The organism is Stenotrophomonas sp. YJH_SMC_43 (assembly GCF_059372535.1).
In genome coordinates this window covers 258,508-273,271 of sequence record NZ_JCAFVQ010000004.1, presented here as the reverse complement: position 1 = coordinate 273,271, position 14,764 = coordinate 258,508, and the positions used below count along the sequence as shown (strand labels likewise).

Genomic DNA, 14,764 nt, shown 5'->3' with positions numbered 1-14,764 from the left:
CGTAGAATCGGCTCATGCCTGAACTGCCCGAAGTAGAAACCACCCGCCGCGGCCTGGCGCCGCACCTGCAGGGTCGTCGCGTGCATGGCGTGATCCTGCGCCGGGCCGATCTGCGCTGGCCGATTCCGCCGGAAGTGGCCGAGCTGCTGCCGGGCCAGCGCATCGAGGAGATCCGTCGCCGCGCCAAGTACCTGCTGCTGGACACCGCCGTCGGCAGCGCGGTGCTGCACCTGGGCATGTCCGGCAGCCTGCGCGTGCTGCCTGGAGATACCCCGCTGCGCGCCCACGACCACGTCGACATCAGCCTGGACAACGGCCGCCTGCTGCGCTTCAACGACCCGCGTCGGTTCGGCAGCCTGCTCTGGCAGCCGGCCGGCGAAGTCCACCCGCTGCTGCAGGGGCTGGGCCCGGAACCGCTGGACGACGTGTTTGACGGCGACTACCTGTTCGCCCGCAGCCGGGGCCGCAGTGCGCCGGTGAAAACCTTCCTGATGGACCAGGCGGTGGTGGTGGGCGTGGGCAACATCTACGCCGCCGAAAGCCTGTTCAAGGCCGGTATCAGCCCGCTGCGCGAGGCCGGGAAGGTCTCGCGCGAGCGCTACCAGCGGCTGGCCGACGCGGTGAAGGAGATCCTCGGCTACGCCATCACCCGTGGTGGCACCACGCTGCGCGACTTCATCAGCCCGGATGGCGCGCCGGGCTACTTCGAGCAGGAGCTGCTGGTATACGGCCGCGATGGCCTGCCGTGCCCGAACTGTGGCCGCGCGCTGAAGCACGCCACCATCGGCCAGCGCGCCAGTGTCTGGTGCAGCCACTGCCAGCGCTGAGCCGGGCGGCCAGCGGCAGCTGAACGGGCAGGGGACGTCTCCGCTGCCCGTTAACGTTTGTCTGCCTATGATGGCCGACCTTCCCTCTGTGCCTGACGCGCCTGCATGCAACGACGCGACTTCATCCGCAATGCCTCCCTCGCCCTGGCTGCATTCGGCCTGCCGTCCCTGCCCGCGTGCGCGGCCAGCAGGAGCGGCCAGATGGGCCTGCGCCGGCTCGGCCAGCCGCAGCCGTTCGACTTCGCCACCCTGAAGGGCCAGGCGCGCGCGCTGGCACAGGCGCCCTACAAGAGCCACAAGCGGGTGCTGCCGGGCCGCCTGGAAGGCCTGGACTGGGACCAGTACCAGTCGATCGGTTACCGCCAGGACCATGCGCTGTGGGCCGACCAGCCGGGCAAGTTCCAGGCCAAGTTCTTCCATCTGGGCCTGTACTTCCACTCGCCGGTGCGCATGTTCGACGTGGTCGACGGCAAGGCGCAGGAGCTGGCCTATGACGGCGCGGCGTTCAACTACGGCAAGAGCGGCATCAAGGACGGCGAGCTGCCGGCCGATCTGGGCTTCGCCGGGTTCCGCCTGAACACGCGCAAGGACACCGACCGCGACTTCGCTGCCTTCCTCGGCGCCAGCTACTTCCGCGCCGTCGGCAAGGAAGGCCAGTACGGCCAGTCCGCGCGTGGCCTGGCGATCGACACCGGCATGGGCAAGCCGGAGGAATTCCCGGACTTCATCGCCTATTACCTGGAGCAGCCGTCGGCCGATTCGGAGACGATCGTGGTCTACGGCCTGCTGGATTCGCCCAGCGTGGCCGGCGCCTACCGCTTCGCGATCACCAATGGCGACGTGCTGCTGATGGACATCGACAGTGCGCTGTACCCGCGCAAGGCGATCGAGCGGTTGGGCATCGCCCCGTGCACCAGCATGTACCAGGTGGGTGAGAACGACCGTCGCATGGCATGGGACTGGCGCCCGGAGATCCACGATACCGACGGCCTGTCGCTGTGGACAGGTGCCGGCGAGTGGATCTGGCGGCCGCTGCTGAACCCGCGCAATCTGCGTTTCAACATGTTCGTGGACCGCAACCCGCGCGGCTTTGGCCTGCTGCAGCGTGACCGCAACTTCGACCACTACCAGGACGACGGCGTGTTCTACGAGAAGCGCCCGTGCCTGTGGGTGGAGCCGAAGGGCGAGTGGGGCGAGGGCTCGGTGCAGTTGGTGGAGATTCCCACCGTGGACGAGACCTTCGACAACATCGTGGCGTTCTGGAACCCGAAGGAAAAGCCGCAGCCGGGCCAGGAGCTGCTGGTCGGCTATCGCCTGTACTGGGGCGCCGAACCGCCGGCACGGCCGCCGCTGGCGCACTGCGTGGCCAGCCGCACCGGCCTGGGCGGCGTGGTCGGCAAGAAGCGCGAGTACTTCAGCTGGCGCTTTGCGGTGGACTTCGAAGGCGGCGAACTGGCCAAGCTGATCGACAAGGGCGAGGTCGAGGCGGTGGTGGAAGCCAGCCGTGGCCGGGTCGAGATCGTGTCGGCGCGCCCGCTGCGCGAGATCAACGGCTACCGCGCGATGTTCGACCTGGTGCCGCCGGAAGGCAGCACCGAGCAGATCGACATCCGCCTGTTCCTGCGCAGTGGCGGCAAGACCCTCACCGAGACCTGGCTGTACCAGTACACCCCGCCGCCGGCGGGCGCGCCGGAGCGCACGCTGTACTGAATGGATGCGGCTCGGTGCCGGCCACACGCCGGCACCGTTGCTTCAAGGCTTGCTGTCGGTGGCGTGCGACTGGGTCGGCACACCCACTTCCACCGTGCCCCGGCGGATCTTCATCCAGGTTTCGTCCTGCCAGCGCTCGTACTGCTTCGGATCCCAGTACTTGGGGTCGTACAGACGGTCGGCCTTGATGGTGCGGGAGATTCCGCCGTCCATGTATACGATGTCGACGTTGTTGGACATCGAGCCGACGCGGCTGCCGGTCATCTCGCGGCGCCCCTTTCTGAGCACTTCGGCCATGCGTGGGCGCGCGACCTCGTCGCCATACTCGGCGCGCAGCGCGCTTGCCTGCGCACGCGCCGCATCATGCTGCTCCAGCGGCAGCGTGGCCCAGTACTCGTTGCGCAGCTCGACGAACAACGGATAGCCACGTTCGGCGGCCACCTCCATCCAGGCATAAGCCATGACCGGATTGCGCGGCTGCTCTACCCCGTACCAGTACATCTCGCCGAGGTAGCCCTGGGCAGGCTTGTCCGCGTACCGCGCGGCCAGCCGGAAGTTGTCCATCGCGCCGTTGACATCGTTGCGACGCAGCGCGTTGACGCCCCATTGCCGGTACATCATGTCCGGGTGGCTGTCCATGAAACCGGCGCCGATCACCGCCGCATCGTCTTCACCGGACGGGCGTTCGGCCGCGATGACCAGCGGAGGCAGCAGGAGCAGCAGCGGCAGCAGCAGGAGGGCGGAACGCATGTCGGACTTCCAGTTCGGCAGCAGGAGTGCCGCAGCCTAGGCGCGACAGCGCTTGCTTGTAAACCGCTGGAGGTCATGGCGCACCGGCGCGCCTGCTACAACGGCAGCGGGGCCTGCGCCGGATCGATACGCCCTTCACCGCGGGTGATCTTCTTGAACTCGGCGCGACTGACCGACACGTAGCGGTCGTTGCCGCCGATCTCCACCTGCGGGCCGTCCTGTACCGCGTGGCCATGCTCGTCCACGCGCACGGTCATCGTCGCCTTCTTGCCGCTGTGGCAGATGGTCTTGATCTCCTGCATCTCGTCGGCCCAGGCCAGCAGGTACTGGCTGCCTTCGAACAGCTCGCCGCGGAAGTCGGTGCGCAGGCCGTAGCACAGCACCGGAATGCGCAGCTGGTCGACCACCTCGCTGAGCTGCCAGACCTGGGCGCGGGTCAGGAACTGCGCCTCGTCCACCAGCACACAGCCCATCGGCCCGTTCGTCGCCAGGTCCTGCTCGACCCAGCGTTGCAGGTCGGTGTCACGATCGAAGGCCATGCCCTCGGCGCGCAGGCCGATCCGCGAGGCGACCACGCCGGCGCCGGCACGATCGTCCAGGCGCGGGGTCAGGATCGCCACCCGCATGCCGCGCTCGCGGTAGTTGTGAGCGCTCTGCAGCAGGGTGGTGGTCTTGCCGGCGTTCATCGCCGAATAGTAGAAGTAGAGCTTGGCCATCGACGGATTGTACGCCGCAGCTCCGCTCCGCCGAAGCCGTTCAGCATCCCCATCGGCCGGCGGCTGTGGCCGTCACCCGGGCCCGCTACAATCCCCCTCCAATGCACGGTCTCAATCCTCCCCAAGCCGCCGCCGTCCTGCACATCGAGGGCCCCCTGCTGGTGCTCGCCGGTGCAGGCAGTGGCAAGACGCGCGTGATCGTCGAGAAGATCGCTCACCTTATCGGCTGCGGGCGCTATCCCGCGCGCCGCATTGCGGCGATCACCTTCACCAACAAGTCGGCCAAGGAAATGCGCGAGCGCGTCGCCAAGCGCCTGCGCGAGCAGGATGCCGACGAGGTGACCATCTGCACCTTCCACGCCCTGGGCCTGAAGTTCCTGCAGATCGAACACGCCGCCGTGGGCCTGAAGCGTGGATTCTCGATCTTCGATGCCGACGATGCTGCTGCGCAGATCAAGGACCTGATGTACGGGGCCAAGCCCGACGACATCGAGGACATGAAGAACCTGGTGTCGCGCGCCAAGAACGCCGGCCTGTCGCCCGAACAGGCGATGGCCGCCGCGCGCAGCAACCGCGAGAAAGAAGCGGCCAGTGTCTACGAGCGTTACCAGCTGCGCCTGACGGCGTTCAACGCGGTCGACTTCGATGACCTGATCCGTTTGCCGGTGCAGATCCTGGAGGAAAATCCGGAGATCGCGCTGGCCTGGCGTGAGCGCATCGGCTACCTGCTGGTGGACGAATGCCAGGACACCAACGACGCGCAGTACCGGCTGCTCAAGCAGTTGGCCGGTGACAAGGGCAACTTCACCTGCGTGGGCGATGACGATCAGTCGATCTACGCCTGGCGCGGCGCCAACCCGGAAAACCTGCAGCAGATGGGGCGCGATTACCCCACGCTGGAAATCATCAAGCTGGAGCAGAACTACCGCTGCTCCAACCGCGTGCTGCGCGCGGCCAACGCGCTGATCGCCAACAACCCGCACGAACACCTGAAGAAGCTGTGGAGCGACCAGGCCGACGGCGAACGCATCCGCGTGTGGGAATGCCGCAACAGCGAACACGAAGCGGAAAAGGTCGCCGCCGAAATCGCCTTCGTGGCGCAGTCGCGCAACGTGCCGTGGAGTGATTTCTGCATCCTGTTCCGTGGCAACTTCCAGTCGCGCCCGCTGGAAAAGGCGATGCAGCTGCTGCGCATTCCCTACCACCTGACCGGCGGCACCATGTTCCTGGAACGCCAGGAAGTGAAGGACACGCTGGCCTGGCTGCGCCTGCTGGTGAACCCGGACGACGACACCGCGTTCATGCGGGCGGTGCAGTCGCCCAAGCGCGACGTGGGTGCCGGTACGCTGGCCAGGCTGGCCGAGCTGGCGCAGGAAAAGGACATGCCGATGGCGCATGTGGCCGAGACCATCGGCGCCCTGCAGCAGTTGCCGCCGCGCGCGGCCAACAGCCTGGCGCGCTTCACCGACATCCTGCGCGACCTGCGGGCGCAGATGCGCCAGGTGACGTCCGGCGACATGATCCGCAAGGTGGCCAAGGAATCGGGCTTGCTCAGCGAGCTGCGCCAGCAGGCCAAGGAAGAGGCCAGCTACCAGCGCCGGGCGAACAACATCGAGGAACTGGCGCAGTGGTTCGAGGGCGGCCCGCGCGGTGCCACCGCCGCCGACCTGGCCGGCCAGCTGGCGCTGCTGTCGCGCAGCGACAAGGACGAGGGCGGCAATCAGGTGCGCATGATGACCCTGCATGCGTCCAAGGGCCTGGAATTCCCCTATGTCTTCATCGTCGGCTGCGAGGACGGCGTGCTGCCGCACCAGGTCAGCCTGGACGAGGGCAACCTGCAGGAAGAACGTCGCCTGCTGTACGTGGGCATCACCCGCGCCAAGATCCAGCTGTGGATGAGCTACAGCAAGCTGACGCGCAAGTTTGGCGAACATGTGCGGTTGAAGCCGAGCCGGTTCTTCGAGGAGATTCCGGCCGAGGAGATCCAGCGCGATGGCGCGGACCCGGTGGCCGATGCGGCGCGCAAGAAGGAACGGGCGAGCGCGGGGTTGGCGGCGATTGAGGCGCTGTTCGACTAGGGCGCTCCAACGGCGCCGCCCCTCCGTGGTGGAGCGCGCGTTGGTTCCGCAGTGTGGCCGGTCGGGGTGGGTTCGCGGGGGACGCCGTGAACCCGTCCTTGGGGGCTTAGCCGCGCCATCCATGGCGCGGATACCCCCGCGAACCCACCCCGACCGGCCTCTGACAGATTCCGGGCGCTTCCTTCCACGGCAATGCAGAGGAAATCAAAAGCAACAGCCGGCGGTTGAGGCAGAATCGGGGTTTCGGCTGGAGGTCTGCCTGTGCAACCGATCGAGAGTGAGCGCCTGCGGCTGCGGGCCATTGAACCGGACCGTGATGCGGCACCGATGCTGGCCCTGCTCAACGATCCGGGCTTCGTGCGTTTCATCGGTGACCGCAACGTGCGCGACGAAGAACAGGCACGCGAGTACATTGCGCTGCGGGTGCTGCACAGCTATGCGTTGAATGGCTTCGGCATGTATGCCATCGAGCGGTTGTCCGATGGTGCCTGGCTGGGCAACGCCGGGCTGGTGCGGCGGGATGGCCTGCCGGGGCCGGACATCGGCTATGCGGTGCTGTCGGAATTCGCCGGGCAGGGCTATGCCGGTGAGGCGGCACGCGCGGTGTTCGCGCATGCGCGTGGAGCGCTGGGCCTGCACGATCTGTATGGCATCACCGATCTGGACAACGTGGTGTCCGGGAAGATCCTGCAGGGCCTGGGTATGCAGACGCGCGGGGTGATCCAGTTGCCGGGCGTGGACAGCCCGAGCCGGTTGTATGCAACGCCCGGTGCGGCGCAGGTCTGACCCCTCATGTTGGTAGGTGCCGGCCGCTGGCCGGCACAGTAGCGGCTGAAGGTGGGTGCCGACCGTTGGTCGGCACTATTCAGATGCAGTGCCGACCAACGGTCGGCACCCACCCCCTCAACCGCGCAGTTCGGCCAACTGTGCCTGCAGTTCGGCCACCGCCGCTTCCAGCTGGGCCACGCGCTCGGCCAGGCCCGGGTCGGCCGCATCGCTGCTGCCACCGCCGCTGCTGGCGTACTTCGCCGCCAGCGCCGCGCCGTCCACTTCGCCGCACAGCAGGTGCATGTAGCGGTCTTCGCGCTGGCCGCTGGCGCGCGGCAGCACCACCAGCAGCGCGCGCTGCTGCAGGCGATCGATGGCGTGGCGGGCCTCGTCGGTGTCGGCGAAGCGGTGCAGGCGTTCGCTGCGCGTGATCAGTTCGCCCAGGGTCTGCGGCCCACGCAGCAGCAGCAGCGCCAGCAGCACGGTCTGCTGCCGGGTCAGGTCCAGCGCGGCCTGCAGGCGGTGCTCGTAGCGGTCCGCGCGCGAGGAGAAGTGCTGGCGGGCCAGGCCCAACGCCTCCAGCTGGCGCAGCGCGTGCTGCACGCTGCCGGCGTCGATGTTCATCACCGGCTCGCGGGCAGTCTTCTGGTTGGCACCCGATTGGGCGGCATTGACGGTCAGTGGATAGGTGTCCGGGGTGGTCGCCTCCTTCTCCACCAGGCAGCCCAGCAGGCGGGCCTGCACGGCGTCGAGCAGGGGGACGTCGGGGGTCTGGGTGGAATCGGTCATGGCGGCCTCCGGAAGGGCAACGGGTCAACCGCCAAGCATAGCCGTCCCGGGACCGCCTTTGCCGGTAAAATGCGCGGGTATATCTGATTGCCGGTGAATCCATGCGTCGTCCCGTTTCCCTGTCCCTGACCCTGCTCGCCACTGCGGCGCTGGGCCTGTCCGCCTGCAAGCGCGTGGATGCGCCTGCCGCTGAAGCCGTTGCGCCGGAGGCCCCGGCCGCCGCTGCCAAGGCCGACGGTGCGCTCGATGCCACTGCCAATGACAACCTCAATGCAGTGCTGTGGATGCAGCGCGCGCAGGAGTACAAGGCGATCACCGAGCAGACCTACCGCGCCGCCGCCGACCACCTGGACGCCGCGCTGAAGGAAGCCCACTGGGATGCGCTGGTGCCGGAAGAACGCGGCAACGAGGCCAAGGGCCTGAAGCCGGCCGTGGTGCTGGACGTGGACGAGACCGTGCTGGACAACTCGCCCTACCAGGCGCGCCTGGTGCGCGATGGCAAGGAGTACGACGAGCTGAGCTGGGACCAGTGGGTGGCCGAGAAGAAGGCCAAGGCCATTCCGGGCGTGGTCGATTTCGCCAAGGCCGCCAACGCCAAGGGCGTGACCCTGCTGTACATCTCCAACCGCGCCGTGCACCTGAAGGACGCGACCTTGGCCAACCTGCGCGAGCAGGGCCTGCCGGTGGCCGACGACAGCGTGTTCCTCGGCCTGGGCACCGTGGTCGAAGGCTGCGAGCAGGCCGGCAGCGAGAAGAACTGCCGCCGCCGCCTGGCCGGGCAGAAATACCGCGTGCTGATGCAGTTCGGCGACCAGCTGGGCGATTTCGTCGAAGTGACCGCCAACACCAACGACGGCCGTGACGCGCTGCTGCAGCAGTACCACGACTGGTTCGGCGAGCGCTGGTGGATGCTGCCGAACCCGACCTACGGTGGCTTCGAGCCGGCGCAGTTCAACAACGACTACAGCCAGTCGCGCCAGGCCCGCCACGACGCCAAGCGCGCTGCCCTGGACTACGCACCGTGAGCCGCGCGCCGCTGCCGCTGCGCGACGACGAGCGCCTGATCTTCGCGCTGGACGTGCCTGACCGCGTGCAGGCGCTTGAGTGGGTCGACCGCCTTGGCGACAGCGTGGCGTTCTACAAGATCGGCATGGAACTGCTCGCCTCCGGCGAGTACTTCCAGGTGCTGGACGAGCTGGCCCGCCGCGACAAGCGCGTGTTCGTCGACCTGAAGTTCTTCGACATCCCGGCCACCGCCGCGGCGGTGATCAAGCGCCTGTCGCAGTGGCCGGTCAGCTACGCCACCATCCATGGCTGGCACCCGGCGATGATGGAAGCCTGCGCCGCCGCCAACAGCAGCGACATGCGCCTGCTGGCGGTGACCGTGCTGACCTCGATGGGCCGCCCGGACCTGGCCCAGATGGGCATCGACCGTGAGCCGGTGGACGTGGTGGTCGAGCGCGCGCTGGCCGCGCAGGCGGCCGGCATCGATGGCGTGATCGCCTCGGGCCAGGAAGCCGGCCCGATCCGTGCCGCTACCGGCGCCGGGTTCTCGATCGTCTGCCCGGGCATCCGCCCCGGTGGCCCGGTCGGCGATGACCAGAAGCGTACCGTTGGCGTGGCCCAGGCCTTTGCCGATGGCGCCGATGCCATCGTGGTCGGTCGCCCGATCCGCCTGGCGGCCGATCCGCAGGCCGCGGCCCGGGCCATCCAGCAGGAAATCACCTCGGCGCTGGCTGCGCGCTGAGATTCCGCTGCGCAGGCTGCAGGCCCGAACGCCATCCCGACCCGCGCGGGATGGCGTTTTTGCATCCGTCCACCAGCGGTTGTGCCCGAATCGCCGCAAAACCTGCCGTAGATTTCATGGCCTCCATGCGAAGCGTCGGTTTGATCAATAAAATCAATGATTTATACGTAACTACGTGAAGTGTTGCCTTAACTTGAGCGGCAGCGTAGGATCGCCGCCATCCGGTCCTCGGACCGGACATGTGCCACAACACTGTCCACCGGCCCCGCGCCGGCTTGAAGAGCCTGTGATCCCCGTGATCCCGGCTCTTTTTTTATTCTGATCAGTGACTTGCACAAGCAACAGCGGAAACCGTGACGTCCCGGCTTGCCGCTGTCACGTCGCAGGCCGCAAGATGCGGACCGGTCCGGGGAGTCCGAGTGCATGAGCGTGGCAGTGCGAGGAAGGTCTGCGCGTGGATGGGGGCTGGCAGCCATGCTGCTGCTGGCGGTGGCCGCGTGTCGTGAATCGGCCAACGATCCGGCCAGGCCGGCGGCCGAACCGGTTGCGGCGGTGCAGGCGATGGCCCTGCGCCTGGCCGAAGACGATCTGGTCGGCTATGCAAAGCTGTCGGTACCGCCGAGCCAGTACCAGCGCCTGCAGCAGGCTTGGGCCGAGGGCCGCAGCCAGTGGCCGCTGACCGAGCTGCCGCTGGGTGACCAGCTGCTGCCGATGCTGGCCGCGCTGCGCGCGCCCAATGCCAGCGCCGAACTGCAACGCAGCTTCGACCGCCAGCTGGCAGGCCAGGCCGGTGCCGTGCGCCAGGCCGCGCAGTCGATGGGCAACTTCGGTGTGCAGTACCTGCGCCATCAGAAGGGCTACACACCGGGCCAGCAGGCGCATTACATCGCCCTCGTCGAAACCCTCGCCAGCTGGGCGCAGGGGGCACCGATCAGTGACCGCGCCCGCGCGCGCAGCACCATCGCCGCGCTGGTCGGCGCAGCCAGCAAGGTCGGCTTCGAGGATGAGGCCGACATGCAGGCCGCGGGCATGGAAGGCAGCCTGCAGCAGCTCGCGCCGTTCATCCACACCCTCAAGGCGGTGCTGGGCAGCTACGGGCTGGGCGTGGACGATGCGCTGCGCAGCGTGCGCGGTGAGCTGCTCTCGGTGGAGGGTGACAATGCGCTGGTACGCCTGCACTACGACCTGGCTGGCCGCGAAATGACCCTGCAGCTACCGCTGAGCCGTCGCGAGGGCCACTGGTACCTGACCCGCACCCTGGCCGACACCGACGCGTTGCTGCGCAAGGCCGATGCGGCCCGCGCTGCGGCGGCCCCCGCCCCGGTTGAAGCCCCCGCCGAGGGTGGGGAAGCGGCAACGCCGCCGCCTAAGCCATAATGGCGCCGATGTCGAAACAGAACCCGCTGCCGTTCCCCGGCGAAGAATCCCAGTCGACGCCCGCCGATACGGTGCCGGCGTCCCCCTCGACCGGTACCGGCCCGAACCCGGTACCGCCGCCCGCGCATGCGCGTCCGGCCGGCCGCCGCCCGCTGTGGGCACGGTTGCTGGGCCGCCTGGTCGAGCCGTGGCTGTCGCTGAAGATCGAGCCGGAAGACCCGGGCCAGTACAACGATGGCCGCCCGGTCATGTATGTGCTGGAAGACTACGGCCTGTCCAACGCGCTGATCCTGGACAAGGCCTGCCGCCAGGCTGGGCTGCCGTCGCCGCTGGTGCCGCTGGCCGGTGATCCGACCGGCCGCAAGCGCGCCTACCTGGCGCTGTCGCGGCGCAGCTCCAGCAACTCGCTGATCCCCGAGCAGCGCGGCGCCAAGACCCATTCCGATTCGCTGGCCAAGGTGCTGCAGGCCCATCGCGTGCGCGATGACCTGGACGTGCATCTGGTGCCGGTATCGATCTTCGTCGGCCGCGCGCCGGACAAGCAGAGCGGCTGGTTCGCGGTGCTGTTCTCGGAAAACTGGGCGCTGGTGGGCCGCTTCCGCCGCCTGCTGGCGGTGCTGCTCAACGGCCGCAGTACCATCGTCCGCTTCGCCCCGCCGATCTCGCTGCGCAGCACCGTGGACGAAGGCCTGGAGCCGGAGCGCACGGTACGCAAGCTGCAGCGCGTGCTGCGTACGCACTTCCGCCGCATCCGTGAATCGGTGATCGGCCCTGACCTGTCGACCCGCCGCCTGCTGGTGGACCAGGTGCTGGCGGCCGAACCGGTGCGCGAAGCGATCGCCTCGCAGGCCAAGCGCGACAACTCGAAGCCGGCCGACGCCTGGAAGAAGGCGCATGCCTACGCCTGGGAAATCGCCGCGGACTACTCCAGCCCGGTGGTGCGCTCGGCCAGCTTCATGCTCAGCCACGTGTGGAACCGCATCTATGCGGGCGTGCTGGTGCACCACCTGGACAAGTTCAAGGCCGCCGCGCCGGGCCACGAAGTGGTCTACGTGCCCAGCCACCGCAGCCACATGGACTACCTGCTGCTGTCCTACCTGCTGTACGACCGTGGCATCGTGCCGCCGCACATCGTGGCCGGCATCAACCTGAACCTGCCGGTGGTCGGCACCCTGCTGCGCAAGGGCGGTGCGTTCTTCATCCGCCGCTCGATCCGCGGCAACGCGCTGTACTCGGCCGTGCTCAGTGAGTACGTCGCGCAGCTGGTGGCCGGCGGCTACTCGCTGGAGTACTTCGTCGAAGGCGGCCGCTCGCGTACCGGCCGCCTGCTGCAGCCCAAGGGCGGCATGATCTCGATGACGCTGCGTGCGTTCCTGCGCCAGCCGCGCAAGCCGGTGCTGTTCCAGCCCATCTACATCGGCTACGAGAAGCTGATGGAGGGCGGCAGCTACCTGGACGAACTGTCCGGCCGGCCGAAGGAGAAGGAATCGATCTGGTCGCTGCTGTGGGGCATCCCCAAGGTGCTCAAGCAGAACTACGGCCAGGTGGTGGTGAACTTCGGCGAGCCGATCGCGCTGAACGACGTGCTGGCCGAGAAGGCCCCGGAGTGGAAGGGCGAGGCGGTGTCCGAGGACGAGAAGCCGGCGTGGCTGTCGACCACGGTGGATACGCTGGCCGAACGCATCCAGGTGCGCATCAACGGCGCCGCCGACGTCAACCCGATCAACCTGCTGGCGCTGGCCCTGCTGTCCACGCCGAAGCACGCGATGGGTGAGGCCGACCTGATCGCGCAGATCGAGCTGTGCAAGACGCTGCTGGTCGAGATGCCGTATTCGGACCGGGTGACGGTGACCCCGCATTCGCCGGAGCGGATCATCGCCCATGCCGAGGAAATCAACGTCCTCACCCGCGTCAAGCACCCCCTGGGCGATGTGCTCAGCGTCAGCGGCGATACCGCGGTGCTGCTGAGCTACTTCCGCAACAACGTGCTGCACCTGTTCACCGCCTCGTCGTGGGTGGCCTGCTGCTTCCAGAACAACCGCCGCATGAGCCGCACCGGCCTGGTCCAGCTGGGCCGCACGGTGTACCCGTTCCTGCAGGCCGAACTGTTCCTGCCGTGGAGCGAGGACGAGTTCGCCCAGCGCATCGACCAGACCATCGACGTGTTCGTGCGCGAGGGCCTGCTGCAGAACGTCAACGATGACGACGGTGGAATCCTGGCGCGCAACACCGGGCAGACCGACGAGGTGTTCCGCCTGCGTGCGATTGGCCATTCACTACAGCAGGCATTCGAGCGCTACTACATCGCCATTTCGGTGCTGGTGAAGAACGGCCCGGGCGTGCTGGGTGCGGCCGAGCTGGAAAGCCTGTGCCAGCAGGCGGCGCAGCGTCTGAGCCTGCTCTATGCACCGGCCGCGCCGGAGTTCTTCGACCGCACCCTGTTCCGTGGCTTCATCCAGAAGCTGCGCGAGCTGCGCCTGGTGTGGCCGGACGAGAACAGCAAGCTGCTGTTCGACGAGCGCCTGGATGCCTGGGCCAAGGACGCCAAGTTCATCCTCGGCCGCGAGCTGCGCCACACCATCGAACGGGTCAGCCCGGAAGCGGCACGCCCGGACGAGCCGGCGCCGCAGGATTGAAGGTAGCGCCGGGCATGGCCATGCCCGGCGAACGGCATGCCAACCAAGGTTGGCATCTACCAAGGGCGAAGCAGTAGATCCACGCCATGCGTGGATGGGCCACCGCTCAGGCCGGCTCGTCGGGAATCTGCAGGCTTTCCAGCCTGGCGATGCAGTCCTTCAACTGCAGCTTGCGCCGCTTCAGGCGCTTGGCTTCCAGTTCGTCCTCGCCATTGGCGGCCATGCGGGTGATCTGTTCATCCAGCAGGCGATGCTCGGCGCGCAGGGCGGCGAGGTGCTCGACGATCTCGGCGGGGCTGTAGGTGTCCACAGCCTCCGAGCATACACAGCGTTGATGACTGCCGGGAGAGGGGAATCCCGACCCCCGGCCGTGGCCGCTCCGAGCCGTTAGAATGGAACCCATGAGTGCCGTGATTTCCCTTCCCGATCCCCTGCCGCGTTCCCAGCCGCGCGCCGCCCGCGATCCGCGCGTGGCCGAGCGCGAGCAGCACAAGCTGGCCAAGCGCCTGCGCCGCCAGGTCGGTGAGGCGATTGCCGACTTCGGCATGATCGAGGCCGGCGACAAGGTCATGGTCTGCCTGTCCGGCGGCAAGGACAGCTACACCCTGCTGGACGTGCTGCTGCAGCTGCAGAAGAAGGCGCCGGTGCCGTTCGAGCTGGTGGCGGTGAACCTGGACCAGAAGCAGCCGGACTTCCCCGAGCACGTGCTGCCGGAGTACCTGGCAGGGCTGGGCGTGCCGTACCACATCATCGAGCAGGACACCTATTCGGTGGTCAGCCGGGTCATTCCGGAAGGCAAGACGATGTGCTCGCTGTGCTCGCGGCTGCGTCGTGGTGCGCTGTACAACTACGCCGAAATCCATGGCTTCACCAAGATCGCGCTGGGCCACCACCGCGACGACATGGTGGCCACGTTCTTCATGAACCTGTTCCACCACGCCAAGCTGTCGGGCATGCCGCCGAAGCTGCGCAGCGATGATGGCAAGCATGTGGTGATCCGGCCGCTGGCCTACGTGCGCGAGAGTGACATCGTCGAGTACGCGCAGGCGCGCCAGTTCCCGATCATTCCCTGCAACCTGTGCGGCAGCCAGGAGAACCTGCAGCGCCGCCAGGTCGGCCTGATGCTGAAGCAATGGGAAAAGGACCACCCGGGCCGCATCGAGCAGATCGCGCGTGCCATGGGCGAAGTCCGGCCCTCGCAGCTGGCTGACACCACCCTGTTCGATTTCATGGCGCTGGGCCGTCGCGACGACGCGCCGCTGCCCGACGCCCATGCCTGGCTGGCCGGTTCCCCGGCCGACGCCGACGCAGATCCCGAGACGCCCGCCGTTTAAGGTCGGCCGCCCTTCCTCTTTGCCATCCGGAA

Annotated in this window: 13 protein-coding genes; 9 read left to right on the top strand and 4 right to left on the bottom strand. The window is 67.8% G+C overall.

Annotated elements, in window-relative coordinates:
- The first annotated feature begins 14 nt into the window (after window positions 1-14).
- Window positions 15-827: a bifunctional DNA-formamidopyrimidine glycosylase/DNA-(apurinic or apyrimidinic site) lyase gene (gene mutM / locus AC5QAH_RS18255; protein WP_010487344.1), complete on the top strand. Its 813-nt coding sequence runs from the start codon at window positions 15-17 to the stop codon at window positions 825-827.
- 105 nt (window positions 828-932) lie between these two features.
- Window positions 933-2,537: an OpgD/OpgG family glucan biosynthesis protein gene (locus tag AC5QAH_RS18250; protein WP_019338126.1), complete on the top strand. Its 1,605-nt coding sequence runs from the start codon at window positions 933-935 to the stop codon at window positions 2,535-2,537.
- A 42-nt stretch (window positions 2,538-2,579) separates the two neighbouring features.
- Here AC5QAH_RS18250 and AC5QAH_RS18245 read toward each other — a convergent pair whose 3' ends face one another.
- Both AC5QAH_RS18245 and AC5QAH_RS18240 read right to left on the bottom strand, forming a co-directional pair.
- On the bottom strand, window positions 2,580-3,287 hold the full coding sequence (locus AC5QAH_RS18245; protein WP_010487340.1) for an SEL1-like repeat protein: 708 nt from the start codon (window positions 3,285-3,287) through the stop codon (window positions 2,580-2,582).
- 95 nt (window positions 3,288-3,382) lie between these two features.
- Window positions 3,383-4,003, bottom strand: a complete 621-nt coding sequence (locus AC5QAH_RS18240; RefSeq protein ID WP_010487338.1) for a thymidine kinase — start codon at window positions 4,001-4,003, stop codon at window positions 3,383-3,385.
- Window positions 4,004-4,104: 101 nt separating this feature from the next.
- Between AC5QAH_RS18240 and AC5QAH_RS18235 the strand changes: the two genes are divergently transcribed.
- Window positions 4,105-6,081, top strand: a complete 1,977-nt coding sequence (locus AC5QAH_RS18235; protein ID WP_049453908.1) for a UvrD-helicase domain-containing protein — start codon at window positions 4,105-4,107, stop codon at window positions 6,079-6,081.
- 261 nt (window positions 6,082-6,342) lie between these two features.
- On the top strand, window positions 6,343-6,867 hold the full coding sequence (locus tag AC5QAH_RS18230) for a GNAT family N-acetyltransferase (protein WP_043397785.1): 525 nt from the start codon (window positions 6,343-6,345) through the stop codon (window positions 6,865-6,867).
- Between the two features lie 117 nt (window positions 6,868-6,984).
- Here AC5QAH_RS18230 and AC5QAH_RS18225 read toward each other — a convergent pair whose 3' ends face one another.
- On the bottom strand, window positions 6,985-7,638 hold the full coding sequence (locus AC5QAH_RS18225) for a YceH family protein (RefSeq protein ID WP_495232488.1): 654 nt from the start codon (window positions 7,636-7,638) through the stop codon (window positions 6,985-6,987).
- A 101-nt stretch (window positions 7,639-7,739) separates the two neighbouring features.
- Between AC5QAH_RS18225 and AC5QAH_RS18220 the strand changes: the two genes are divergently transcribed.
- The 4 genes from AC5QAH_RS18220 to plsB all read left to right on the top strand — a co-directional run bounded on the left by AC5QAH_RS18220 (window position 7,740) and on the right by plsB (window position 13,398).
- Window positions 7,740-8,663, top strand: a complete 924-nt coding sequence (locus AC5QAH_RS18220) for a 5'-nucleotidase, lipoprotein e(P4) family (protein WP_049453911.1) — start codon at window positions 7,740-7,742, stop codon at window positions 8,661-8,663.
- Window positions 8,660-9,385: an orotidine-5'-phosphate decarboxylase gene (pyrF, locus tag AC5QAH_RS18215; RefSeq protein WP_049453913.1), complete on the top strand. Its 726-nt coding sequence runs from the start codon at window positions 8,660-8,662 to the stop codon at window positions 9,383-9,385. Before AC5QAH_RS18220 ends, pyrF begins: the two co-directional genes overlap by 4 nt.
- 423 nt (window positions 9,386-9,808) lie before the next feature.
- Entirely contained in the window at window positions 9,809-10,762 is a 954-nt protein-coding gene (locus tag AC5QAH_RS18210) for a hypothetical protein (RefSeq protein WP_495232487.1), read from the top strand.
- Window positions 10,762-13,398: a glycerol-3-phosphate 1-O-acyltransferase PlsB gene (gene plsB / locus AC5QAH_RS18205; protein ID WP_029380147.1), complete on the top strand. Its 2,637-nt coding sequence runs from the start codon at window positions 10,762-10,764 to the stop codon at window positions 13,396-13,398. The genes AC5QAH_RS18210 and plsB overlap by 1 nt, the downstream gene beginning before the upstream one ends.
- A 106-nt stretch (window positions 13,399-13,504) precedes the next feature.
- Here plsB and AC5QAH_RS18200 read toward each other — a convergent pair whose 3' ends face one another.
- A complete protein-coding gene (locus AC5QAH_RS18200; RefSeq protein WP_005421068.1) occupies window positions 13,505-13,708 on the bottom strand; it encodes a YdcH family protein in 204 nt (67 codons plus the stop codon).
- Between the two features lie 91 nt (window positions 13,709-13,799).
- On the opposite strand from AC5QAH_RS18200, the gene ttcA reads away from it, so the two are divergent.
- Window positions 13,800-14,732, top strand: coding sequence for a tRNA 2-thiocytidine(32) synthetase TtcA (ttcA, locus tag AC5QAH_RS18195; RefSeq protein WP_180836268.1), 933 nt, complete (start codon window positions 13,800-13,802; stop codon window positions 14,730-14,732).
- Window positions 14,733-14,764: the final 32 nt, after the last annotated feature.

Excerpts from the sequence above, each read along its gene's own strand:
- AC5QAH_RS18220 (WP_049453911.1), top strand. The coding sequence starts at position 7,740 with ATGCGTCGTCCCGTTTCCCTGTCCCTGACCCTGCTCGCCACTGCGGCG.
- AC5QAH_RS18240 (WP_010487338.1), bottom strand. The coding sequence starts at position 4,003 with ATGGCCAAGCTCTACTTCTACTATTCGGCGATGAACGCCGGCAAGACC.
- mutM (WP_010487344.1), top strand. The coding sequence starts at position 15 with ATGCCTGAACTGCCCGAAGTAGAAACCACCCGCCGCGGCCTGGCGCCG.
- ttcA (WP_180836268.1), top strand. The coding sequence starts at position 13,800 with ATGAGTGCCGTGATTTCCCTTCCCGATCCCCTGCCGCGTTCCCAGCCG.
- AC5QAH_RS18245 (WP_010487340.1), bottom strand. The coding sequence starts at position 3,287 with ATGCGTTCCGCCCTCCTGCTGCTGCCGCTGCTGCTCCTGCTGCCTCCG.
- AC5QAH_RS18210 (WP_495232487.1), top strand. The coding sequence starts at position 9,809 with ATGAGCGTGGCAGTGCGAGGAAGGTCTGCGCGTGGATGGGGGCTGGCA.
- AC5QAH_RS18235 (WP_049453908.1), top strand. The coding sequence starts at position 4,105 with ATGCACGGTCTCAATCCTCCCCAAGCCGCCGCCGTCCTGCACATCGAG.
- plsB (WP_029380147.1), top strand. The coding sequence starts at position 10,762 with ATGGCGCCGATGTCGAAACAGAACCCGCTGCCGTTCCCCGGCGAAGAA.
- AC5QAH_RS18250 (WP_019338126.1), top strand. The coding sequence starts at position 933 with ATGCAACGACGCGACTTCATCCGCAATGCCTCCCTCGCCCTGGCTGCA.
- AC5QAH_RS18225 (WP_495232488.1), bottom strand. The coding sequence starts at position 7,638 with ATGACCGATTCCACCCAGACCCCCGACGTCCCCCTGCTCGACGCCGTG.